The organism is Vibrio sp. YIC-376 (assembly GCF_052353105.1).
Classification (GTDB): Bacteria; Pseudomonadota; Gammaproteobacteria; order Enterobacterales; family Vibrionaceae; genus Vibrio.
The window spans coordinates 86,692-109,955 of record NZ_JBBWFK010000006.1; the positions used below are offsets into that span (position 1 = coordinate 86,692).

Here is a 23,264-nt window from a genome sequence, read left to right on the forward strand (position 1 = left end):
ACAAAATTGTAGGATACTTACGCAACCCCGTCGTTTTTGTAGTTTGGATTACAACACGGACTACGGGATTTGTTGGTGTTATCTCAATCCTACCTATATAAGTCACCAAGAAGTGGCAAATAACAAAGAGATATCACCAAGGAATGTTTTTCTCGCAATACTTTTCCTGCGAGATACGGAAAGGAATCAAGACTGGTCAACCTAGACTAGTGGCGAATCATAAATATAAAAGGACAAGACGCTAAATAAATGTGCCTGGGCAGGCAGAGTCTGCCTGGAGTTTTCGCGTCTACATTGAACTGGAAGGATTTATCTATGGTAGATAGAGAGCAAAATTCACAGGGTCTGTACACTCCTGAACTGGAGCATGATGCTTGTGGAATCGGTTTTGTTGCTCACCTTAAAAACCGTAAATCTCATGAAGTAGTTACGCAAGCATTGGATATGCTGGCTCGTATGGAACACCGTGGTGGTCAAGGTTGTGACCCATGCAGCGGTGACGGTGCCGGTATCCTGCTACAAAAACCTCATGAATTTCTATTAGAAGAAGCCGTTAAGCTAGGTATTAAACTGCCTTCTTTCGAAAAGTATGGTGTTGGTGTCGTTCTTTTCCCTAAAGACGAATACAAACGCGAACAGTGCCGTGACATTCTTGAGCGTAACGCCAAACGCTTGGATCTTGAAGTCATTGGTTACCGCGTGCTACCAACCGACAACTCTATGCTTGGTGCTGACCCGCTTAGCACGGAGCCGCAATTCGAACATGTATTTATCTCTGGTGGTCCAGGTGTATCACCTGAGGAACTGGAACGTAAACTGTACGTTCTGCGTAACTATACAGTACGTGTCTGCCTAGAAAGCGTATCGAATATCAAAGACGAGTTTTATATCAACTCTATGTCGTACAAGACTCTGGTATATAAAGGCCAGCTGACGACAGAACAGGTACCACAGTATTTCCTTGACCTGCAGAACCCAACCATGGTGACTGCACTGGCACTGGTACACTCTCGTTTCTCTACCAATACATTCCCGAGATGGCGTCTTGCACAGCCTTTCCGTTACATCGCTCACAACGGTGAGATCAACACAGTTCGCGGTAACCTGAACTGGATGAAAGCCCGTGAAGCGATTATTGAATCAGACCTGTTCACTCAGGCTGAAATCGATATGCTGCTGCCTATCTGTCAGGAAGGCATGTCTGACTCAGCAAACTTTGATATGGCACTGGAACTGCTGGTTCTGTCCGGCCGTAGCCTGCCTCACGCGCTGATGATGATGATTCCTGAAGCATGGCAGGAAAATAAAAACATGGATCCTAAGCGTCGTGCTTTCTATCAGTATCACGCAAACATTATGGAACCATGGGATGGCCCAGCATCAGTATGTTTTACAGACGGTGTTCAAGTAGGTGCAACTCTTGACCGTAACGGTTTGCGTCCTTCTCGCTACACAGTGACTAAAGACAACTTCCTGGTCATGGCGTCAGAGTCTGGCGTTGTAGACATCGCACCAGAAAATGTTGAGTTCCGTGGTCGTCTGCAACCTGGTCGTATTTTCGTTGCCGATTTAGAACAAGGTCGCATCATTTCTGACGAAGAAGTGAAAGACACTATCGCAACCGCGCAGCCTTACGAGAAATGGTTGAAAGACAACCTGCTGAGCTTGAAGAAACTGCCAGATGCGAGCAACCAATTCAGCCAGCCTTCTCCAGAGCGTTTAATGCACCGCCAACAAGCATTTGGTGTGAGCTCAGAAGAAGTGAACGAAATCATCGTTCCAATGGCAGACGATGGTAAAGAGCCACTATCTGCAATGGGAGCCGACTGGCCACTAGCCGTTCTGTCTCACCAATCACAGCATCTATCAAACTACTTCAAGCAGCTATTTGCTCAGGTGACTAACCCGCCGATCGACCCGATCCGTGAGCGCATGGTTATGTCACTGAACACTTACCTGGGTAAAGATCACAACCTACTGACGGAAACACCGCTTCACTGTCAGAAAGTTGAGCTTGAATCACCAGTACTGGCTAACTCTGAACTTGAAAAACTACGTGCTATCGACAACGAGCACCTACAAGCTAAGACGCTGGATATTGTATTCCAGGCTAGTGAAGATAAAGGCAAGTTAGAGCGTGCACTTAAACGTATTTGCCAATACGCGGAAGATGCCGTTATTGATGGTTACTCGATCATCCTTCTGACTGACCGTGCGGTTAACTCTAACCACGCGGCTATCCCAGCAATGCTGGCAGTGGGCGCTGTTCACCACCACCTAATCCGTAAAGGTCTGCGCGCGAAGTGTGGCATAGTCGTAGAAACAGGCGATGCACGCGAGACTCACCACTTTGCAACCTTGATCGGTTACGGTGCGAATGCGGTTAACCCGTATCTGGTTATCGAAACCATCGTTGATCTGCAACGCACGAAGAAACTCGATCCAGAAGCAACCCCAAGTGAACTGTTCAACAATTACCGTAAAGCAATCAACGGTGGTCTGTTGAAGATCTTCTCAAAGATGGGTATCTCAACGCTGCAGTCTTACCACGGTGCGCAAATCTTTGAAGCACTGGGTATTCACAAATCTGTTGTCGATAAATACTTTACTGGTACGGTTTCTCGTATTCAGGGTCTGACTCTGGACGATATCGCGAAAGAAGTTTTGGTTCGTCACCGTGTGGGCTACCCACAACGTGAAATCCCAGTTCAAATGCTTGATGTGGGCGGTGTTTACCAATGGAAACAACGTGGTGAGAAACACCTGTTCAACCCAGAAACGATTTCTCTGCTACAGCAATCAACTCGTAACAAAGACTACGACCAGTTCAAGCAGTACGCGAGCGCGGTAGACAAGCAAGGCGACAACGCTGTTACGTTACGTAGCCAGCTAGAGTTCATCAAGAACCCGGCAGGTTCTATCTCTATCGACGAAGTTGAGTCACTAGAAAGCATCGTGAAACGATTTGCGACCGGTGCAATGTCATTCGGCTCGATCTCTCACGAAGCACACTCAACACTGGCTGTTGCGATGAACCGCCTGGGCGCGAAATCCAACTCGGGTGAAGGTGGTGAAGATCCAATTCGCTTTGAGCGTAAAGAAAACGGCGACTGGGAACGCTCAGCAATCAAACAGGTTGCATCAGGTCGTTTCGGCGTGACGTCTTACTACCTGACTAACGCAGAAGAGCTTCAAATCAAGATGGCTCAAGGTGCGAAACCAGGTGAAGGTGGTCAGCTACCTGGCGATAAAGTCGATGACTGGATCGGTGCAACTCGCCACTCGACTCCGGGCGTCGGTTTGATTTCTCCACCGCCACACCACGATATCTACTCTATCGAAGACTTGGCTCAGCTAATCTACGATCTGAAGAACGCGAACCGTGCGGGTCGTGTAAACGTGAAACTGGTATCTGAAGCAGGCGTTGGTACGATCGCATCAGGTGTAGCGAAAGCAAAAGCAGACGTTGTACTGATCGCAGGTTTCGATGGCGGTACAGGTGCGTCTCCAATTTCTTCGATTCGTCACACTGGTCTTCCTTGGGAGCTAGGTTTGGCAGAAACACACCAAACACTTCTGAAGAATGGTCTGCGTAACCGTATCGTTGTTCAAGCTGACGGCCAGATGAAAACTCCTCGTGACCTTGCAATCGCAACGCTTCTAGGTGCTGAAGAATGGGGTGTAGCAACAGCAGCATTGGTTGTTGAAGGTTGTATCATGATGCGTAAGTGTCATAAAAACACCTGTCCTGTTGGTATCGCAACTCAGAACAAAACTCTGCGTGAGCGCTTTGATGGCCGCGTAGAAGACGTTGTGACCTTCTTCCAGTACATGGCTCAGGGTCTACGTGAAATCATGGCTGAACTTGGTTTCCGTACTATCGATGAAATGGTTGGCCAAGGTCAGAAGCTACGAGTGCGCCAAGATGTTTCTCACTGGAAATATAAGAACCTGGATCTTTCTCCTGTTCTACACATTGAGCAACCTCGTGAAGCGGATGGCGTTTTCAACCAAACGCAGCAAAATCACAACCTTGAAGCGGTGCTCGACCGTAAGTTGATCCAAGCGGCAATTCCTGCGCTGGAGAAAGGCGAAGCAGTCAATGCTGAGTTCCCTATCGTCAACACAGACCGCTCTGCAGGTACTATGTTGTCGAATGAAATTTCGAAAGTGTACAAAGATCAGGGCCTGCCTAAACCAATGAAGGTCAAGTTCAAAGGTTCTGCGGGTCAGTCATTCGGTGCATTCCTTGCGAAAGGGGTAACGTTCGAAGTTGAAGGCGACGCAAACGACTACTGGGGTAAAGGTCTGTCTGGCGGTACGTTAGCACTGTATCCAAATGCGAATTCAAGCATCGTTGCAGAAGACAACATTATCGTAGGTAACGTATGTTTCTACGGCGCAACCTCTGGTGAATCCTTCATCCGTGGTATGGCTGGTGAGCGTTTCTGTGTTCGTAACTCTGGCGCAAAAGTTGTGGTAGAGGGCGTTGGTGACCACGGTTGTGAATACATGACTGGTGGCGCGGCGATCATTCTAGGCTCAACAGGTCGCAACTTTGCTGCTGGTATGAGCGGCGGTATCGCTTACGTATGGGATAAATCAGGCGACTTCGAGTCAAAACTTAACTCAGAGCTCGTTGATTTAGATCCAATCGAACAAGAAGATAAAGATCTGTTACTCGACATGCTAACTAAGCATGTTCAATTCACAGGAAGTGAAGTTGCTCAGTCATTCCTTGACAACTTTGAAGCAAGCTTGATCTCTATGGTTAAGATTATGCCGCGCGATTACAAAGCGGTACTTCAAAAGCGTAAGGCTGAAGAAAAACAAACTGAAGCGGAGGCAGTGTAATGGGTAAGCCTACTGGATTTTTAGAGCATGGTCGTGAACTTCCACAGAAGATCGACCCGGCTGAACGTATCAAGAACAACAAAGAGTTCGTTCTGAACAAGGAGTTTGGTAGCAAGATCAATACTCAGGCTTCTCGCTGTATGGATTGTGGTGTGCCGTTTTGTCATAACGGCTGCCCGATTGGTAACATCATCCCTGAGTTTAACGATGCAGTTTATCGTGATAGCTGGGAAGAAGCGTGGAACATCCTAAGCTCGACCAACAACTTCCCTGAATTTACGGGTCGTGTTTGTCCTGCGCCATGTGAAAGCGCTTGTGTACTTGGTATCAACCAAGACCCAATCACCATTTGTAATATTGAGAAAACCATCGTGGAAACGGCGTATCGTGAAGGGTACGCCAAACCGAAAACACCACGCTCTCGCACAGGCAAAACCGTTGCCATCATCGGTTCAGGCCCTGCTGGTCTGGCAGCGGCTGAACAGTTGAACAGTGCTGGCCACTCAGTGACGGTATTTGAACGTGATGAAAAAGTCGGCGGCTTACTACGCTTTGGTATCCCAGACTTTAAGCTAAGCATGGAAGTGATTGATCGTAAGATCAACCTGATGGCAGAAGCAGGCGTTGAGTTCAAAGTGAACCAACACGTTGGTGTCGATGTAAACGCTCAACAACTACGTCAGGAATACGATGTTGTCCTACTGACTGGTGGCTCAACAGTTCCTCGTGACCTACCGGTACCGGGACGTGAGCTTAACGGCGTTTACTTCGCGATGCAGTTCCTTGCGCAAAACAACCGCCGTGCAAACAGCATGGACCTGAAAACTGAAGAAATTCACGCTGCAGGCAAACATGTGGTAGTTATCGGTGGTGGCGACACAGGTTCTGACTGTGTAGGTACATCAAACCGTCATGGTGCAGCGAGTGTGACTCAGGTTGAGATCATGCCGATTCCACCAGAAAAACGTCCAGCGAATATGCCTTGGCCTCAATACCCAATGATCCTACGTACTTCTACGTCTCACGAAGAAGGTGTAGATCGTCACTGGAACATCCTTACTAAAGAGTTCATTGGTAACGATAAAGGTGAAGTAACAGGTCTGCGCATTGCGGACATCGTCTGGGAAGATGCAAAACCTGGCGAACGCCCAAGCTTTAAAGAAGTGAAAGGCAGTGAGCGAGTGATTCCTTGCGATATGGCTTTCCTGGCGATGGGCTTCCTACATCCAGAACCAACGGGTGTTTTAGCACAACTAGATATTGCTCTTGATGATCGTGGCAACGTTGCAACTCAAGGCTTTGCGACCAACCAAGAGGGTGTTTTCGCTGCAGGTGATATGCGTACAGGTCAATCACTTGTCGTTCGTTGTATTAACGAAGGTCGCGAGTGTGCTCGTGCTGTCGATGCATACCTGATGGGCGGTACTCACCTTGAAGCAAAAGCAGACTCACTAATGCTGTCTGCATAATAGGGGGGAGACACACTCCCCCTCTTTCAGAGCCATTAATCAGCCAAAAATTATATTGTTGGCTGTTGGTGTAGAAAGAAAACAATTCCTTCCAATCTTTCTTTTTTGACCAGCATTTTATGCTGGTCTTTTTTATTCCTCGCAGCATCAAATGTTATTTTATTGTAACAATCGATTTTCTATCTAGTTGAAATTATTAAATAATTTCAGGCAATAAAATGGATAATCTCTTATTCACGTGATGATCCACTAATAACTTGACCTTTTTTACAATAAGCTATAGCTTGTGAAGTTGATGAAAATAAAACAGTCAAAAATTGTTAAATATTTCACAGCATTTATTGAATAAATATACATAAAACAATAAAAAATGACGCATAGTTAGTCATCATTGTCAGCATAAGCAGTGTTGATGTATCTGTCGGGATGACAGATAAGCAAAGGGAGAATTGCAATGGCTCTTTATGATCCAAGTCTTGAGAAAGACAACTGTGGATTTGGCTTGATCGCTCATATGGAAGGCGAACAAAGCCACAAGCTGGTTCGTACAGCAATTTCTGCACTTGACCGTATGACCCACCGTGGTGGTATCGCTGCCGATGGTAAAACAGGTGATGGTTGTGGTCTTCTATTACAAAAGCCCGATTCCTATTTACGCCTGGTCGCTCAAGAGAATGGTTTTAACCTTGGTAAGCAATATGCCGTGGGGATGATTTTCTTTAGCCAAGATCCTATCAAAGCTCACCAAGCCCGAGAAATAGTTAACAAAGAACTTGCTCAAGAGACGTTAACCATAGCAGGCTGGCGCGAAGTACCAACAAATTCTGAAGTGCTGGGTCCTATCGCCCTTCACTCGGTGCCACATATTCAGCAAGTATTTATCTCTGCGCCAGCTGGATGGCGTGAACGAGATATTGAGCGCCGTCTATATATAGCACGTCGCCGCATCGAAAAGCAGATCACGGAAGATCCGGATTTCTATATCTGTAGCTTATCGACTCAAGTGTTGGTGTATAAAGGTCTTTGTATGCCTGCCGACTTACCACGATTCTATCTTGATCTTGCGGATCTACGTATGGAGTCTGCTATTTGTCTGTTCCACCAACGCTTTTCAACAAACACTCAGCCTCGCTGGCCACTTGCTCAACCATTCCGCTATCTGGCACATAATGGTGAGATCAATACCATAGAAGGTAACCGTCAGTGGGCTCGCGCTCGCGCGTATAAATTCTCGTCTCCACTGTTACCGGATCTGCAAACAGCTGCGCCATTCGTTAATGAAACTGGGTCGGACTCTTCAAGCCTTGATAATATGCTGGATCTGTTCCTTGCAGGCGGTATGGATATCTTCCGTGCTATGCGTATGCTTGTGCCACCAGCATGGCAAAATCACCCAGATATGGATAAGGACTTGCGTGCTTTTTATGACTTCAACTCTAAGCACATGGAACCATGGGACGGCCCAGCCGGCATCGTTCTCTCAGATGGTCGATATGCAGCATGTAACCTAGACCGTAATGGCTTGCGTCCGGCACGCTATGTGATCACTAAAGACAAGTTGATCACGCTTGCATCTGAGATCGGTATTTGGGATTACGCACCCGATGAAGTGGCGCAAAAAGGCCGCGTTGGCCCGGGCGAGCTGCTGGTTGTCGATACCCGAAAAGGTAAATTATGGCAGTCGAGCGAAATTGATAATGATCTGAAGAGCCGCCACCCATACCGCGAGTGGATGGAAAACAACGTGCGTAAATTAACGCCGTTCTCAGAACTACCGGAAGATCAGGTTGGTGAACGTAGCTTCGATGAAGACTTGCTTAAGACTTATCAAAAGCAGTTCGCCATGAACAACGAAGAGATCGATCAAGTACTTCGCGTACTCGGTGAAATGGCACAAGAAGCCGTCGGTTCGATGGGTGACGACACCCCAATGGCCGTGCTCTCTTCGAAAGAACGCCTTGTGACTGACTACTTCCGTCAGAAATTTGCTCAGGTCACCAACCCGCCAATCGACCCGCTGCGTGAAAAACACGTTATGTCACTGGCAACCAGTATCGGTCAGGAGATGAACGTTTTCTGCGAAACAGATGGACACGCTCACCGTGTGACATTCGATTCACCCGTTCTGCTTTATTCTGATATGCAGCAATTGCTTGGATTGAGTGACGATCACTATCGCAATACGATTCTCGATATCAACTACGACCCGAAAGAAAGAAATCTTGAGGAAGCCATCAGCTTCTTGTGTGATCAAGCAGTACAGGTAGTACGTGAAGGCACAGTACTGGTCGTACTATCTGATCGCGCACTGGTCAAAGGCAGAATTCCAATTCCGGCAGCAATGGCGGTGGGTGCGGTGCAAACTCGTCTCGCCGAGGCCAATTTACGCTGTGATGCAAACATCGTAGTAGAAACCGCAACGGCACGTGACCCACACCAGTTTGCAGTATTACTTGGTTTTGGCGCGACAGCGATTTATCCATATTTAGCGTATGAAACGCTGGGTAAAATGGTCGATGATGGAGTACTGGATAAAGACTACCGTGATGTCATGCAAAACTACCAGTACGGCATCAATAAAGGCCTGTACAAGATCATGTCGAAAATGGGTATTTCTACCATTGCTTCATACCGCTGTTCACAGCTATTTGAAGCCGTCGGTTTAAGCCAGCAAGTTGTCGATCTTTGCTTCAAAGGTGTTACCACTCGAATTGCAGGTGCAAACTTTGAGGACTTCCAACAAGATCTGACAAACCTTTCTCGTAAAGCGTGGGCAAAACGTAAATCGATCGACCATGGTGGCTTACTGAAATACGTACATGGTGGCGAGTACCATGCCTACAACCCTGACGTGGTAGGCACGCTACAAACAGCAGTTAAATCCGGTGATATCAACGATTATCAAACCTACGCTAAGCAAGTAAACCAACGTCCGGTTGCCATGCTGCGTGATTTGATGACATTGAAAAAGTCCGACAAACCGTTACCACTAGAAAAAGTTGAACCAAGAGTCGATCTGTTTAAGCGATTCGACTCTGCAGCCATGTCTATCGGGGCACTAAGTCCTGAAGCTCATGAGGCACTCGCAACGGCAATGAACCGTCTTGGCGGTTACTCTAACTCTGGTGAGGGTGGTGAAGACCCGCGCCGTTTTGGCACTGAGCGAAACTCACGTATCAAACAGATCGCATCAGGTCGATTTGGCGTAACCCCACATTACTTAACCAATGCTGACGTATTGCAAATCAAAGTGGCTCAAGGGGCAAAACCGGGTGAAGGTGGCCAGCTACCGGGTCATAAAGTGACGGCTGAAATCGCTAAACTGCGTTATTCAGTGCAAGGGGTTACCTTGATCTCCCCTCCTCCGCACCATGACATTTACTCGATTGAGGATTTGGCTCAGCTGATCTTCGACCTAAAACAAGTTAACCCGAAAGCGCTGGTTTCTGTGAAACTCGTATCCGAGCCGGGTGTTGGCACAATCGCCACTGGCGTAGCTAAAGCCTATGCTGACCTTATCACCATTTCAGGTTATGACGGTGGTACAGCAGCAAGTCCACTGACATCAGTGAAATACGCTGGTAGTCCATGGGAGCTTGGTTTAGCAGAAACTCAGCAGGCTCTGGTTGCCAATGGCCTGCGTCACAAGATTCGTCTACAAGTCGACGGCGGTCTGAAAACGGGCTTAGATGTGGTCAAAGGCGCCATTTTAGGCGCAGAAAGCTTTGGTTTTGGTACCGCGCCGATGGTAGCAATGGGTTGTAAATTCTTACGTATCTGTCACTTAAATAACTGTGCGACCGGCGTAGCAACCCAAGATGAAACTCTGCGTAAAGAGTACTTCAAGGGCTTGCCTGAAATGGTGATTAACTATTTCACAGGCATTGCAGAAGAGGTGCGCGGCTTACTTGCAGAGCTCGGGGTTGAAAAGCTGACCGATCTGATTGGTCGTACTGACCTTCTTGAAAGAGTCGAAGGTTTCACGGCAAAACAAATCAAGCTGGATCTGTCTAACATTTTAGAAGCTCCCGTTTCTCCTGAAGGACACCCGTTATTCTGGACTGAACCAAATGCGCCATTTGATAAAGCAGCGTTAAACCAAAAAATTGTTGACGATGCTATTCATGCAGTAGAAGAAGGTCGTTCAGCCAGCTTCTATTACAACGTGATTAACACCGATCGCTCAGTGGGCGCACGACTATCTGGTGAAATAGCTAAGCGCTATGGCAACCAAGGTCTGGCAGGGACACCAATTAAGCTGCATTTAGATGGTACGGCTGGTCAGTCATTCGGCGTTTGGAATGCGGGTGGCGTAGAACTTTACCTGACCGGTGATGCAAACGACTACGTCGGTAAAGGCATGGCAGGGGGTAAGATTGTCATCAAGCCTCACTTAGGTACGGCCTTCAAATGTAACGAAGCAACCATCATCGGTAACACCTGTTTGTATGGTGCAACTGGCGGTAAACTGTTTGCAGCAGGTAAAGCTGGTGAACGCTTTGGTGTACGTAACTCTGGCACCATCGCTGTTATTGAAGGCGCTGGCGATAATGCTTGTGAATACATGACAGGCGGCATCGTTGCAATTCTTGGCGCGACTGGCGTGAACTTTGGTGCAGGTATGACAGGTGGTTTTGCCTACGTACTGGATGAAAACCAAAGCTTCCAAGGTCGGGTGAATGATGAATCGGTTGAGGCGATTTCACTGTCTGATCTATACATACATCAGGAGCACCTTCGCGGTCTGATTGCAGAGCATTTAGAGGAAACAGGCTCTCGTCATGCAGAACGTATTTTGGCGAACTTCGATGAATGGATTCCGAAGTTCTACTTGGTGAAACCTCAAGCTGCGGATTTAAGTACCCTGCTTGGTCACCAGAGTCGTAGCGCTGCTGAACTGCGCGTTCAAGCACAATAAATCATGGAGGATGTTTGAATCATGAGCCAGAACGTTTATCAATTTATCGATGTTCAACGCGTAGACCCGGCAAAAAAGCCACTTAAAATTCGAAAGATTGAGTTTGTTGAAATCTATGAGCCGTTCACCAAACAGCAGGCAACAGCACAAGCGGACCGTTGCTTGGATTGTGGTAACCCATATTGTGAATGGAAGTGCCCGGTTCATAACTACATCCCTCAATGGCTAAAACTGGCCAATGAGGGGCGTATTCTGGAAGCGGCAGAGTTGTGTCATCAAACCAATAGCTTACCGGAAGTATGTGGCCGAGTTTGCCCACAAGATCGCTTATGTGAAGGGTCGTGCACACTTAACGATGACTTTGGTGCAGTCACCATTGGGAACATCGAAAAGTACATCACCGATAAAGCTTTTGAAATGGGCTGGAAGCCGGACATGTCCAAAGTGGAATGGACAGACAAAAAAGTTGCCATCATCGGTGCCGGACCTGCGGGTTTGGCTGCTGCGGACATCCTAGTCCGTAACGGGGTAAAACCTGTGGTATTCGACCGTTATCCTGAGGTTGGCGGGCTACTGACATTCGGTATCCCTTCATTCAAACTTGAAAAAGGGGTAATGGAAAATCGTCGCCGCATCTTTACTGAGATGGGTGTAGAGTTCCGTATGAACGTGGAAGTCGGTCAAGATGTTCAAATGCAAGAGCTTCTTGATGAATATGATGCTGTTTTCCTCGGCGTTGGCACATACAAATACATGCGCGCAGGTTTGGAAAATGAAGACGCTCCGGGTGTATATGACGCTCTGCCGTTTTTGATTTCTAACACTTACAAAGTGATGGACCTTAAAGCCAGCGAACCATATATCGACATGGCAGGTAAGAAAATTGTCGTGCTTGGTGGTGGTGATACAGCGATGGACTGTGTTCGTACCTCTATCCGTCAGGGTGCATCCAGCGTAGTTTGTGCGTACCGCCGTGACGAAGCCAACATGCCGGGTTCACGCAGAGAGGTAAAAAATGCGAAGGAAGAAGGCGTGAAATTCATGTTCAACCTTCAGCCTCTTAGCCTTGAAGTCGATGTCTCTGGTAATGTGTCCGGCGTAAAAGTGGTGAAAACGGCACTGGGTGAACCAGATGAAGCAGGACGACGTCGCCCAGAGCCAGTTGAAGGAAGCGAACATGTATTACCAGCGGATGCGGTGATCATGGCATTTGGTTTCCAGCCTCATCAAATGGACTGGTTAACACCTTTCAATGTCGAACTTGACCAATGGGGTCGAATCAAAGCACCACTTGAGCAAACGTTCCAGTACCAAACCAGTAATGAAAAAATCTTTGCTGGCGGCGATGCCGTACGTGGCTCTGACTTGGTGGTAACAGCTATCGACGAAGGCCGCAAAGCTGCCGAAGGAATTCTCGACTACCTCGAAGTCTAAAATTACACAGCGAAACCTCTCAAAAAGGATCCTAAATTAGGATCCTTTTTTTCTTTTATTACATATAATTACGTAATAAATCTCAGAATGAGTAAATTCCTACCGCAAGGAATCAAAGACATGAATAAAATCGCTCTCCTTATCATCACCTTTCTCGGCTTAACTGCGTGCAGCCAAGGAGTATCAACCATGACCGATCGTTCTCAAACGCCATGTGGTAACAAGCCAAACTGCGTTTCCACTCAGGACGCACGTGAAGAGCACCACCTTGCACCATTTATGTTAACGGAGTCCGCAACATTAGATGCCATAGAACAAGCCGCTCTAAACTTGCCAGGAGCCAAAACGGCGGTTAAAGAAGATGATTACCTGCGCATCGAATGTACATCCAAAATCATGCGCTTTGTAGATGATCTAGAACTCAAGGTCACTGGCGATAAACTCATCGTTCGATCCGAGTCTCGTATTGGGTACTCCGATTTCGGCGTCAACAGAAAGCGAGCAGAGCAATTGCGTAAAGAACTCTCTGACGCAGAGCTCATCAAATAGAAAACTGATGACCGGGAGTGTTATACTCTCGCCGATTAAATTTTTTACCCAAAGAGAGTGTTATGAAAGTTGGTATCATCGGTGCGATGGAACAAGAAGTGACCATCCTGAAAGAAGCAATGACAAACTGCCAGACTGTAAACAGAGCAGGTTGTACGTTTTTCGCTGGTCAAATTAACGGTGTAGATGTAGTACTACTGCAGTCGGGAATTGGTAAAGTTGCTGCGGCTATTGGTACTACAATTCTTCTTGATGAATACCAACCAGACGTAGTGATCAACACAGGATCTGCGGGTGGTTTCGACTCAAGTCTTAACCTGGGGGATGTGGTTATCTCAACGGAAGTTCGCCATCACGACGCTGATGTAACGGCTTTCGGCTACGAAATAGGCCAAATGGCTGGTCAGCCTGCAGCATTTAAAGCGGATGAAAAGCTGATGGAGCTGGCAGAGCAAGCACTGGCACAAATGGAAAACACCCATGCAGTTCGCGGCCTTATCTGTACTGGTGATGCTTTCGTTTGTACAGCGGAACGTCAGGCGTTTATTCGCCAACACTTCCCATCAGTAATTGCAGTAGAAATGGAAGCGTCGGCAATCGCCCAGACTTGTCATCAGTTCAATACACCATTCGTGGTTGTACGCGCAATTTCTGATGTAGCAGACAAAGAATCTCCTATGAGCTTCGAAGAGTTTTTACCACTAGCAGCGAAAAGCTCTTCGGAAATGGTATTCAAAATGCTAGAGCTAGTAAAATAAATCGAGCTGGTTAAGTAAATCGAACGATTCATGGAAGAAACTTTTCAGCAACTTTATGCCAATGGTGCGCTCCTTGTCATGTGGGGCGCACTGCTGTTTCATCTGCTCCTTCCCATCCCTCGTTCCGCGCATCCTCTGACTTTATGGCACACAATGGCTAAGCAACTGGCCAATAAAGTTAACCGTCACCATAGTTATTCGCAAAGCACCCTGGCAGGCAGCCTCTCTATTATCCTCATGATATTGCCTTGTTTGGTGTTATTGATGGCGTTAAAGCCTCTGGTGTGGCAAGCACCTCTGTACGAGCTAGCTCTGTTACTACTCGCATTAGACTGGCGCAGCAGTGAAATATTGACTAAGCAACTTGTCCAAGCCATGTCGAAAGAAGACAAAGCTCAATGCCGTCAGAGGTTAAAGCGATATCTCAATCGAGATACAAATAATCTTTCTCTCGTGGGGATAGGTAAAGCGGGAGCGGAAACCATCATAATGGGATACGGACGAAATGTAGTTTGTGTGCTGTTTTGGTATGCGATTACGGGTGGTATCGGGGCTTTCATTTACCGGCTCATTGCCGAACTTGCTCGTACCTGGTCACCAAGCCGCAGGCAATATTCTCCATTTGGCAAACCTGTGATTCAACTACTCGCTGCGCTTGAAGTCATTCCGCTACGCTTGTTTGCAATTTTTATCGCTGCAGGCAAGAATCTATCCAACGTCCTTAACGGTGTGAAACAACAGTCAAAATCCTGGCCATCACCGGGACCGGCGTGGTTGCTAAGTTGTGTCGGACACAAGTTACAGCTCTCATTAGGCGGACCCGCACTCTACCAAGGCATACGAACTGAACGGGCAAAAATGGGTGGACGTATCGCTCCAGCAGCCATTCATCTGGCCCAGATCCAAACGCTGTTGATTTGGCGTATTTTTGCTTGGATTGTTATCCAAAGCCTTCTTCTCGGAATGATTTATCAAGGATTATGATGAACAAAATTGCCTTTTCGTTTCCACTGTTCTTCTCCTCTATTGTCGTAGCTAGCCAACCAGCTCAACGGATTATCAGCTTAGCCCCGCATGCGACCGAAATTGCCTATGCTGCAGGCCTTGGAGACAAACTGATCGCGGTGAGTGAGATGAGCGATTACCCTGCACAAACCAATTCACTCGAAAAAGTCACCAATTACCAAGGAATCAAGCTCGAACGCATCATTGCACTTCAGCCAGATTTAGTGATTGCCTGGCCTGCGGGAAACCCAGCCAAAGAGCTTGAAAAACTAAAGCAGTTTGATGTACCTATTTACTACTCCACCACAGGATCACTGGAAGATATTGCCAGCAATATAGAGCAATTGAGTCAATACAGCGAGGATCCACAAGTCGGCCAAAAAGCCGCTGACGATTTTAGAACTCAGCTAGAAGCGCTTAAAAAGAAGTACAACACAGAGAATAAAGTCCGCTATTTTTATCAGCTCAGTGAAAAGCCCATCATTACCGTTGCTGGTAAAAACTGGCCAAGTGAAGTCTTTACTTTTTGTGGCGGTGAAAATATTTTTACCGACTCGGGCTCGCCCTACCCTCAAGTCAGCATCGAACAAGTCATTACTCGTCAGCCAGATGTCATCTTTACGTCGCGTCATGCAATGAGCAACGATGGCATGTGGTCCGAATGGAAGAATGAGCTTCCGGCTTTAAAGAATGGCCATATTTGGTCACTGAATGCAGACTGGATAAATCGTCCAACACCAAGAACACTTAATGCGATCACAGAAGTGTGTGAACACTTTGAAAGCGTTCGCCAAAAACGCTAACGTTTTCGTGGTAAATACCGTACAATTTGCGCCCATTTTTTATCACACATTTTAAAGGTACCAAGTGACATGGATTCCATGCTGCTTTTTATGATCGATATATTCGGCACCGCTATTTTCGCCATCTCCGGAGTTTTACTTGCAGGCCGATTAAAGATGGATCCATTCGGAGTCATTGTGCTCGGTAGCGTTACGGCTATCGGTGGCGGAACCATCCGGGATATGGCACTTGGTGCTACACCCGTTTTTTGGATCACAGACACAACTTACCTCTGGGTGATCTTTATTACCTGTCTTCTCACAATGATTGTCGTCCGACGCCCAAAACGTCTTGCTTGGTGGGTATTACCCGTTTGCGATGCAATTGGCCTTTCCGTATTTGTTGGTATCGGGGTTGAAAAGGCACTGGCTTATAACGCATCCGGTATGGTCGCCGTGATCATGGGAGTCATTACCGGATGTGGTGGTGGTATCATACGTGATGTACTGGCGCGAGAGGTGCCGATGGTATTAAGAAGTGAAGTGTATGCCACGGCGTGTATTATTGGTGGGATCTTCCATACCACAGCCGTCGCCATGGGTTATGACCACTCAACGGCCTTAATGGCTTGTGTAAGCTCAACATTGATCATCCGCCTAGGGGCAATTCGCTGGCATCTCTCTTTGCCTACCTTTGCGATTAATCGCTAAGCCCAGCACATCAACGTATGAATAAGAGCCGGCCATCGTTTCGGCTCTTATTATTTTGAACCCCACCTCTCGCCAATCAAACGGCAGTACGCTAAATTAACGCTACTATTCCCTATTTTCATCAATTGGTATGTTATTAGAAGGCATTGAAACCTTACTCGTTCTGAGTAAAGAGAAAACCATGAGCCGCACAGGCAGTCAGCTGTACATTAGCCAGTCTGCGGTAAGCAAGCGTATTGCCAATCTGGAGAAAAGGTTAGGGAAGAAGCTTATTGAGCCAAGCGGCCGACATATCAAATTAACATCAGACGCGCTTGCCCTTATCGGCACAATAGAGCCAACCTTCAACGAGCTGATTGGTCAGATACACGATCAGCAAGTACTCGAAGATACCTCCTTGATTAAACTCGATTGCTCAGAAACGCTGGTCGCTGGTTATCTGAGTTTGATCATGAAAGAGCGATTCATAGAAGATCCCTATCTGCGCATCTCAACCAACCATACTCCAAGAATCATAGAAAACGTTAAATCAGGAAAAGCGACGCTTGGATTCTGTGCTGGCTATTTACCTCCGCATCACGGCTTGATGAGCTTTCACCTTGCCGACGAACCCTTCACTATAGTCAGCAAATATCCCCTCACCAAATTACCTAAAGCCCTGTTGACCAATGACTTAAATAACCCGGCCAATACTTATCAGCAGGCTATTTTATCTAAGTACGGCATCGAACCTCTCATGGAGATGGACTCTTATACTGCAGCCGCTCAGTTGGCATTAGGTGGCATGGCACCCGCTTTGATCCCCAAATCTATCGTCAACACGCTCAACATCGACGCAAAATTCAGTTTTGACTTCGAAGAGCTGACAAGTCTCATCCGGCCAATTCACATCTGCTTGCGTCATAATACTTATCGCAATCAACGTGTTAAAAAACTGACAGAAGCCATTGCTGATGTTGTTGCCAAAGAAGTTTTATCGCCATCAACATCGACATCGTAATCACTAAAGGTCGAATCCACTTCTGGCCTTTTGTCACCACCACTTTTGCCCCTAGTTGAGCACCGATAAAGCCACCGACAGCCATGGTTAAGCCAATCTCCCACACCGGAAGCCCTGCTAATACAAAGAATAGCAATGCGGCAATATTAGACGTGAAGTTGAGGATTTTAGTCCGCGCGGTGGCATCGACTAAAGAGAAGTGCCCTAGAGCAACAAAGCAGACCGTGAAGATAGAGCCAGTTCCCGGGCCGAAAAATCCGTCATAAAAACCCACACCACCACCGATACAAAGCGCAAACATTGCCTCTGAAACCTTTGGTTCTCCCCCTGTTTTTTTTGTGGTTGGCGCAAGTAAAAAATAGAGTGAAATAGCAATGAGCAGAACCGGAATTAAGCTGGTCAGAACACCCGCATCAATAAATTGTACCGCCTCAGCACCGATGGCGGAGCCAATGAAAGTACATAAGATGGCAACCCGCATATCTTTTAGATTGACTATGCCGTTACGCACAAAATACCAGCTAGCGGAAAAACTGCCGAATGAGCTTTGAAGTTTATTGGTGGCGAGAGCTTGTGTCGGGCTGAGTCCTGCAGCCAACAATGCAGGCAGTGTCAACAAACCACCTCCGCCCGCCATCGCATCAATAAATCCAGCCACTGATGCTACAAAAAACAGTGCCGCCAAAACCTCAAACGTGATTTCCACTTATGCTTCCTTGTCAAAGAGATAGATACCTAAAGGAAAGCAACGGTAGCACTAATCAGCACAGGGACAAAGGGAAAGACAAGACACCAACCTATTCCAAATTTTCATCAATAGCAGTAGGAAAAAGCTAAAACAAAAAAGCCCGCTCAGATGAGCGGGCAATGAGGTTGTCATATAAGCTCTGATTATCGAGCTTACTGATTTTTATCTATTTACGCTTCCAGACTCGCTTTCACTTTAGCGTGTAACTCTTGAACAGAAGTTACTGTCGCTTTCGCATCAGCAGTTTGAGACATACACGTTGCGAACGCAGCGTTCAGCGTTGTTGTGTAGTTCACTTTCTCTGCCAGTGCGCCACGGCGTAGAACTTTCGAATCTTCAATTGCTTGACGACCTGAAGCCGTGTTCACAATGTAGGTGTATTCGTTGTTCTTGATGCGGTCAAGAATGTGTGGGCGACCTTCATGTACTTTGTTTACCAAGCGTGGGTTGATACCCGCTTCGCCTAGAATTACAGCCGTACCGTGAGTTGCATCCAACTGGTAGCCTAGTTTCACTAGCTTAGAAGCCAGGTCAACAACACGCTCTTTATCGCCTTCACGTACTGATAGTAGTGCACGGCCACCTTCAGGATAAACTGAACCACAGCCTAGTTCCGCTTTCGCGTAAGCTTCTGCGAACGTTGCACCAACACCCATCACTTCACCTGTAGAGCGCATTTCTGGGCCTAAAAGTGGGTCAACGCCAGGGAACTTGTTGAATGGAAGAACCACTTCTTTCACTGAGTAGTAAGGTGGAATAATCTCTTTAGTAAAGCCTTGCGACTCTAGAGATTGACCCGCCATTACACGTGCAGCGATTTTCGCTAGTGGTGCACCTGTTGCTTTCGATACGAATGGTACCGTACGTGCAGCACGAGGGTTAACTTCGATTAGGTAAACTTCGTTGTCTTTCACTGCAAACTGAGTGTTCATCAGACCGCGTACACCAAGTTCGAATGCTAGTTTCTCAACTTGCTCGCGCATCTTATCCTGGATTTCCTGGCTTAGCGTGTAAGCAGGAAGTGAACATGCTGAGTCACCTGAGTGAACACCCGCTTGCTCAATGTGCTCCATGATACCGCCGATAACTACGCGCTCACCGTCACAGATAGCGTCGATGTCAACTTCAGTTGCGTCATCAAGGAAACGGTCTAGCAGTACTGGAGACTCGTTCGATACGCTTACTGCTTCGTTGAAGTAGCGACGTAGATCTTGCTCGTCGTATACGATTTCCATCGCGCGACCACCTAGTACATAAGATGGACGAACAACTAGTGGGAAGCCAATGTCTTTCGACTTCTCAATCGCTTGCTCCATTGTTGTTACGGTCGCGTTTTGTGGTTGCAGCAGACCTAGACGCTCAACTGCAGCTTGGAAACGCTCACGGTCTTCCGCACGGTCGATAGCATCTGGGCTAGTACCGATGATTGGCACACCAGCAGCTTCCAGTGCACGAGCCAGTTTAAGTGGAGTTTGGCCACCGTACTGAACAATCACACCTTTAGGTTTTTCAACACGAGCAATAGACAGTACATCTTCCAGTGTTACTGGTTCGAAGTACAGACGGTCAGACGTATCGTAGTCTGTTGATACCGTCTCTGGGTTACAGTTAACCATGATGGTTTCGTAACCGTCTTCACGCAATGCTAGTGACGCGTGTACACAACAGTAGTCGAATTCGATACCTTGACCGATACGGTTTGGACCGCCGCCAAGAACCATGATCTTGTCTTTGTCTGTTGGGTTCGCTTCACACTCTTCATCGTAAGATGAGTACATGTAAGCCGTGTCTGAAGAGAACTCTGCTGCACAAGTATCTACACGCTTGTAAACCGGGTGAATATCGAACTGCTCACGCGCACGACGAATTTCACTTTCAGCGACACCAAGTAGTTTAGATAGGCGCGCATCAGAGAAGCCTTTACGCTTCATCAGACGAAGAACATCTTCTGTAAGACCTGCGTAACCGCCCGCTTTAACTTGCTCTTCTAGCTTCACTAGTTCTTCAATTTGAACCAGGAACCAGCGATCGATGTTTGTTAGGTTGAACACGCCATCTACTGACATGCCAGCACGGAATGCGTCCGCGATGTACCAAATACGCTCTGCACCAGCTTCTTTTAGCTCGTGACGAATCTTAGTCAGTGCATCTGGAGCTTCTAGGTCAACCATTTCATCAAAGCCAGTCGCACCAACTTCCAGGCCACGAAGTGCTTTATGAAGAGATTCTTGTTGGTTACGACCAATCGCCATCACCTCACCAACTGATTTCATCTGAGTCGTCAGACGGTCGTTAGCACCTGCAAATTTCTCGAAGTTAAAACGAGGAATCTTAGTGACTACGTAGTCGATTGTTGGTTCGAATGATGCTGGAGTTGCACCACCAGTGATGTCGTTTTGTAGCTCGTCCAGAGTGAAGCCAACAGCCAGTTTCGCTGCAATCTTCGCGATTGGGAAACCTGTTGCTTTTGACGCTAGCGCTGAAGAACGAGATACACGTGGGTTCATCTCGATGATAACCATACGGCCATCTTTCGGATTGATACCAAACTGTACGTTAGAACCACCTGTTTCAACACCGATTTCACGTAGAACCGCTAGCGATGCATTACGCATTAGCTGGTATTCTTTATCAGTCAGTGTTTGAGCAGGTGCAACCGTGATTGAGTCACCAGTGTGGATACCCATTGGGTCGAAGTTTTCGATTGAACATACGATGATACAGTTGTCCGCTTTATCGCGAACCACTTCCATTTCGTACTCTTTCCAACCGATTAGAGATTCATCGATTAATAGCTCGTTTGTCGGTGATAGGTCCAGACCGCGGCGACAGATTTCTTCGAACTCTTCTTTGTTGTACGCGATACCACCACCAGTACCACCCATCGTAAATGACGGACGGATGATACAAGGGAAGCCAACCATGTCTAAAACTTTGTAAGCTTCTTCCATGGTCTTAGCTGTATCAGCGCGCGGACACTCAAGACCGATAGATTTCATTGCTTTATCGAAGCGAGAACGGTCTTCTGCTTTATCAATCGCGTCTGCCGTTGCACCAATCATTTCTACGCCGAACTCTTCAAGAACGCCGTGCTTCTCTAGTTCCAGAGCACAGTTTAGCGCTGTTTGACCACCCATTGTTGGTAGTACCGCATCTGGGCGCTCTTTCTCGATGATCTTACGTACTACTTCCCACTGAATCGGCTCGATGTAAGTCGCATCTGCCATTTCAGGGTCAGTCATGATCGTTGCAGGGTTAGAGTTAACAAGGATAACTCGGTAGCCTTCTTCACGAAGAGCTTTACACGCTTGTGCGCCAGAGTAGTCAAACTCACAGGCCTGGCCGATAACAATCGGACCAGCACCAAGAATAAGAATACTTTGAATGTCGGTACGTTTTGGCATTGTCTACTACTCCGAATTAAGCGCTGTGTTTTTTGATTAGTTCGATAAAGTGGTCGAATAGCGGTGCCGCGTCATGTGGACCTGGGCTTGCTTCTGGGTGACCTTGGAAGCTAAATGCTGGTTTGTCTGTACGGTGAATACCTTGTAGAGAACCATCAAATAGAGATACGTGAGTAGCACGCAAATTTTCCGGCAACGTTGCTTCATCTGCAGCAAAACCGTGGTTTTGAGAGGTAATCATTACAACGTTACGGTCTAAATCTTTCACCGGGTGGTTAGCACCATGGTGGCCAAACTTCATCTTCACAGTTTTAGCACCAGAGGCCAATGCCAGGATTTGGTGACCTAGACAGATACCGAAGACTGGTAAGCCTTTTTCCAGGAATACTTTTGTTGCTTCAATCGCGTAAGTACATGGTTCTGGGTCGCCAGGGCCGTTTGATAGGAAAACGCCGTCTGGATTAAGAGCCAGAACTTCTTCTGCTGAAGTCTCAGCAGGCACAACAGTTAAGCGACAGCCGCGGTCAACCAGCATGCGTAGGATGTTGCGTTTAGCACCGAAGTCGTATGCAACGACATGGTACGGTAACTCGCTATCATCTTTCGCCTCTGGAAGTCCGCCTTCAAGCGTCCACGAACCTTGTTTCCATTGATACGCTTCTTTTGTCGTCACTACTTTCGCAAGATCCATTCCTTTCAGACCTGGGAATTCTTTTGCTTTAGCTAGTGCCAAAGCTTCATCCAAGCTGTCACCTGCAACAATACAACCATTCTGCGCACCTTTTTCACGTAAGATACGAGTCAGTTTGCGCGTATCAATGTCAGCAATGCCAACAATATTTTGTGACTTAAGATAATCAGAAAGGGATTGCTCATTACGGAAGTTAGAAGCGATAAGAGGAAGATCGCGAATCACAAGGCCTTGTGCATGGATTGAAGAAGATTCTTCATCTTCGGAAGTGGTTCCGGTATTGCCAATGTGAGGATAAGTAAGAGTAACGATTTGCTGAGAATAGGAAGGATCAGTGAGGATTTCTTGATACCCCGTCATCGAGGTATTGAAAACAACTTCACCGACGGAAACGCCATCTGCCCCAATGGACACTCCGCGGAACACTGTCCCATCTTCTAGGACTAACAGTGCTAATTTACCCAAGACAACCTCCAGAATAAAAATGCAAAAAAAATAAATCAAACTGCAAACATGCCTTCCTTTACCTAAAAATTCGACATAAATAGGTATTTCAGACAAATTGGCGGTATTCTAAAGACGGACTTCAAACCTGTCAACACACAATCAAAAATAAATCACCACTTTCTAGCGAGTAAAGCCATTTGGGCATAATAAGCCTCAAAAATGCAAGTTTTTCTCTCCGTAAGATGATTAGGGGTGCTTTTTTTGTGAATTTTACAAATTTGAACTTTCTATAGATCACAAAAATTGATGATATTTTTACGCAAACGTTCACTACGCAAAATAAGCATGAACTTTTAAGCTTTACACCGAAAATAAAGCACCAAACCACCAAAAAAGACAGCTAACTCAACTAGAAACGCGAGCAATTTTGAATCATATATTTTACATCCTTATAAGCATATATAAAAAAGCCGGCTTACGCCGGCGAATAATTA

13 protein-coding genes are annotated in these 23,264 nt (G+C 46.9%); 10 read left to right on the forward strand and 3 right to left on the reverse strand.

All coding sequences use genetic code 11. The features are described from left to right. Nucleotides 1-315 precede the first annotated feature (315 nt). The 10 genes from gltB (WJM94_RS12795) to WJM94_RS12840 all read left to right on the forward strand — a co-directional run bounded on the left by gltB (WJM94_RS12795) (nucleotide 316) and on the right by WJM94_RS12840 (nucleotide 17,480). The gene (gene gltB / locus WJM94_RS12795) at nucleotides 316-4,854 is read left to right on the forward strand and encodes a glutamate synthase large subunit (RefSeq protein ID WP_444494602.1); all 4,539 of its coding nucleotides are present in this window, start codon (nucleotides 316-318) and stop codon (nucleotides 4,852-4,854) included. Further along, complete coding sequence (locus tag WJM94_RS12800) at nucleotides 4,854-6,323, forward strand: glutamate synthase subunit beta (protein WP_444494603.1); 1,470 nt, start codon at nucleotides 4,854-4,856, stop codon at nucleotides 6,321-6,323. Before gltB (WJM94_RS12795) ends, WJM94_RS12800 begins: the two co-directional genes overlap by 1 nt. Nucleotides 6,324-6,777: 454 nt before the next feature. Next, nucleotides 6,778-11,241: a glutamate synthase large subunit gene (gltB, locus tag WJM94_RS12805; RefSeq protein ID WP_444494604.1), complete on the forward strand. Its 4,464-nt coding sequence runs from the start codon at nucleotides 6,778-6,780 to the stop codon at nucleotides 11,239-11,241. Nucleotides 11,242-11,262: 21 nt separating this feature from the next. Continuing rightward, nucleotides 11,263-12,675, forward strand: coding sequence for an FAD-dependent oxidoreductase (locus WJM94_RS12810; protein ID WP_444494605.1), 1,413 nt, complete (start codon nucleotides 11,263-11,265; stop codon nucleotides 12,673-12,675). Between the two features lie 120 nt (nucleotides 12,676-12,795). Beyond that, nucleotides 12,796-13,224, forward strand: coding sequence for a DUF1499 domain-containing protein (locus WJM94_RS12815; protein ID WP_444494606.1), 429 nt, complete (start codon nucleotides 12,796-12,798; stop codon nucleotides 13,222-13,224). Between the two features lie 62 nt (nucleotides 13,225-13,286). After that, nucleotides 13,287-13,982, forward strand: coding sequence for a 5'-methylthioadenosine/S-adenosylhomocysteine nucleosidase (mtnN, locus tag WJM94_RS12820; RefSeq protein ID WP_444494607.1), 696 nt, complete (start codon nucleotides 13,287-13,289; stop codon nucleotides 13,980-13,982). Between the two features lie 30 nt (nucleotides 13,983-14,012). Next, complete coding sequence (locus WJM94_RS12825) at nucleotides 14,013-14,966, forward strand: cobalamin biosynthesis family protein (protein ID WP_444494608.1); 954 nt, start codon at nucleotides 14,013-14,015, stop codon at nucleotides 14,964-14,966. Next, entirely contained in the window at nucleotides 14,963-15,790 is an 828-nt protein-coding gene (gene btuF / locus WJM94_RS12830; protein ID WP_444494609.1) for a vitamin B12 ABC transporter substrate-binding protein BtuF, read from the forward strand. The genes WJM94_RS12825 and btuF overlap by 4 nt, the downstream gene beginning before the upstream one ends. Nucleotides 15,791-15,859: 69 nt before the next feature. Further along, nucleotides 15,860-16,480, forward strand: a complete 621-nt coding sequence (locus WJM94_RS12835) for a TRIC cation channel family protein (protein ID WP_444494610.1) — start codon at nucleotides 15,860-15,862, stop codon at nucleotides 16,478-16,480. A 130-nt stretch (nucleotides 16,481-16,610) separates the two neighbouring features. Continuing rightward, the gene (locus WJM94_RS12840; protein WP_444494611.1) at nucleotides 16,611-17,480 is read left to right on the forward strand and encodes a LysR family transcriptional regulator; all 870 of its coding nucleotides are present in this window, start codon (nucleotides 16,611-16,613) and stop codon (nucleotides 17,478-17,480) included. Here WJM94_RS12840 and WJM94_RS12845 read toward each other — a convergent pair. From WJM94_RS12845 to carA, 3 genes are all read right to left on the reverse strand, one after another. Further along, nucleotides 17,407-18,186 carry a TSUP family transporter gene (locus WJM94_RS12845; protein ID WP_444494612.1) on the reverse strand — a complete coding sequence of 260 codons (780 nt, stop codon included), beginning with the start codon at nucleotides 18,184-18,186 and terminating at the stop codon, nucleotides 17,407-17,409. The two genes, WJM94_RS12840 and WJM94_RS12845, sit on opposite strands and share 74 nt — an antisense overlap. Before the next feature lie 212 nt (nucleotides 18,187-18,398). Then, on the reverse strand, nucleotides 18,399-21,632 hold the full coding sequence (carB, locus tag WJM94_RS12850; RefSeq protein WP_444494613.1) for a carbamoyl-phosphate synthase large subunit: 3,234 nt from the start codon (nucleotides 21,630-21,632) through the stop codon (nucleotides 18,399-18,401). Between the two features lie 16 nt (nucleotides 21,633-21,648). Then, nucleotides 21,649-22,788: a glutamine-hydrolyzing carbamoyl-phosphate synthase small subunit gene (gene carA / locus WJM94_RS12855; protein ID WP_444494614.1), complete on the reverse strand. Its 1,140-nt coding sequence runs from the start codon at nucleotides 22,786-22,788 to the stop codon at nucleotides 21,649-21,651. Nucleotides 22,789-23,264 lie beyond the last annotated feature (476 nt).

Bases quoted from the DNA above. Each gene is read 5' to 3' on its own strand.
- gltB (WP_444494602.1), top strand. From the start codon at position 316: ATGGTAGATAGAGAGCAAAATTCACAGGGTCTGTACACTCCTGAACTG.
- WJM94_RS12800 (WP_444494603.1), top strand. From the start codon at position 4,854: ATGGGTAAGCCTACTGGATTTTTAGAGCATGGTCGTGAACTTCCACAG.
- gltB (WP_444494604.1), top strand. From the start codon at position 6,778: ATGGCTCTTTATGATCCAAGTCTTGAGAAAGACAACTGTGGATTTGGC.
- WJM94_RS12810 (WP_444494605.1), top strand. From the start codon at position 11,263: ATGAGCCAGAACGTTTATCAATTTATCGATGTTCAACGCGTAGACCCG.
- WJM94_RS12815 (WP_444494606.1), top strand. From the start codon at position 12,796: ATGAATAAAATCGCTCTCCTTATCATCACCTTTCTCGGCTTAACTGCG.
- mtnN (WP_444494607.1), top strand. From the start codon at position 13,287: ATGAAAGTTGGTATCATCGGTGCGATGGAACAAGAAGTGACCATCCTG.
- WJM94_RS12825 (WP_444494608.1), top strand. From the start codon at position 14,013: ATGGAAGAAACTTTTCAGCAACTTTATGCCAATGGTGCGCTCCTTGTC.
- btuF (WP_444494609.1), top strand. From the start codon at position 14,963: ATGATGAACAAAATTGCCTTTTCGTTTCCACTGTTCTTCTCCTCTATT.
- WJM94_RS12835 (WP_444494610.1), top strand. From the start codon at position 15,860: ATGGATTCCATGCTGCTTTTTATGATCGATATATTCGGCACCGCTATT.
- WJM94_RS12840 (WP_444494611.1), top strand. From the start codon at position 16,611: ATGTTATTAGAAGGCATTGAAACCTTACTCGTTCTGAGTAAAGAGAAA.
- carB (WP_444494613.1), bottom strand. From the start codon at position 21,632: ATGCCAAAACGTACCGACATTCAAAGTATTCTTATTCTTGGTGCTGGT.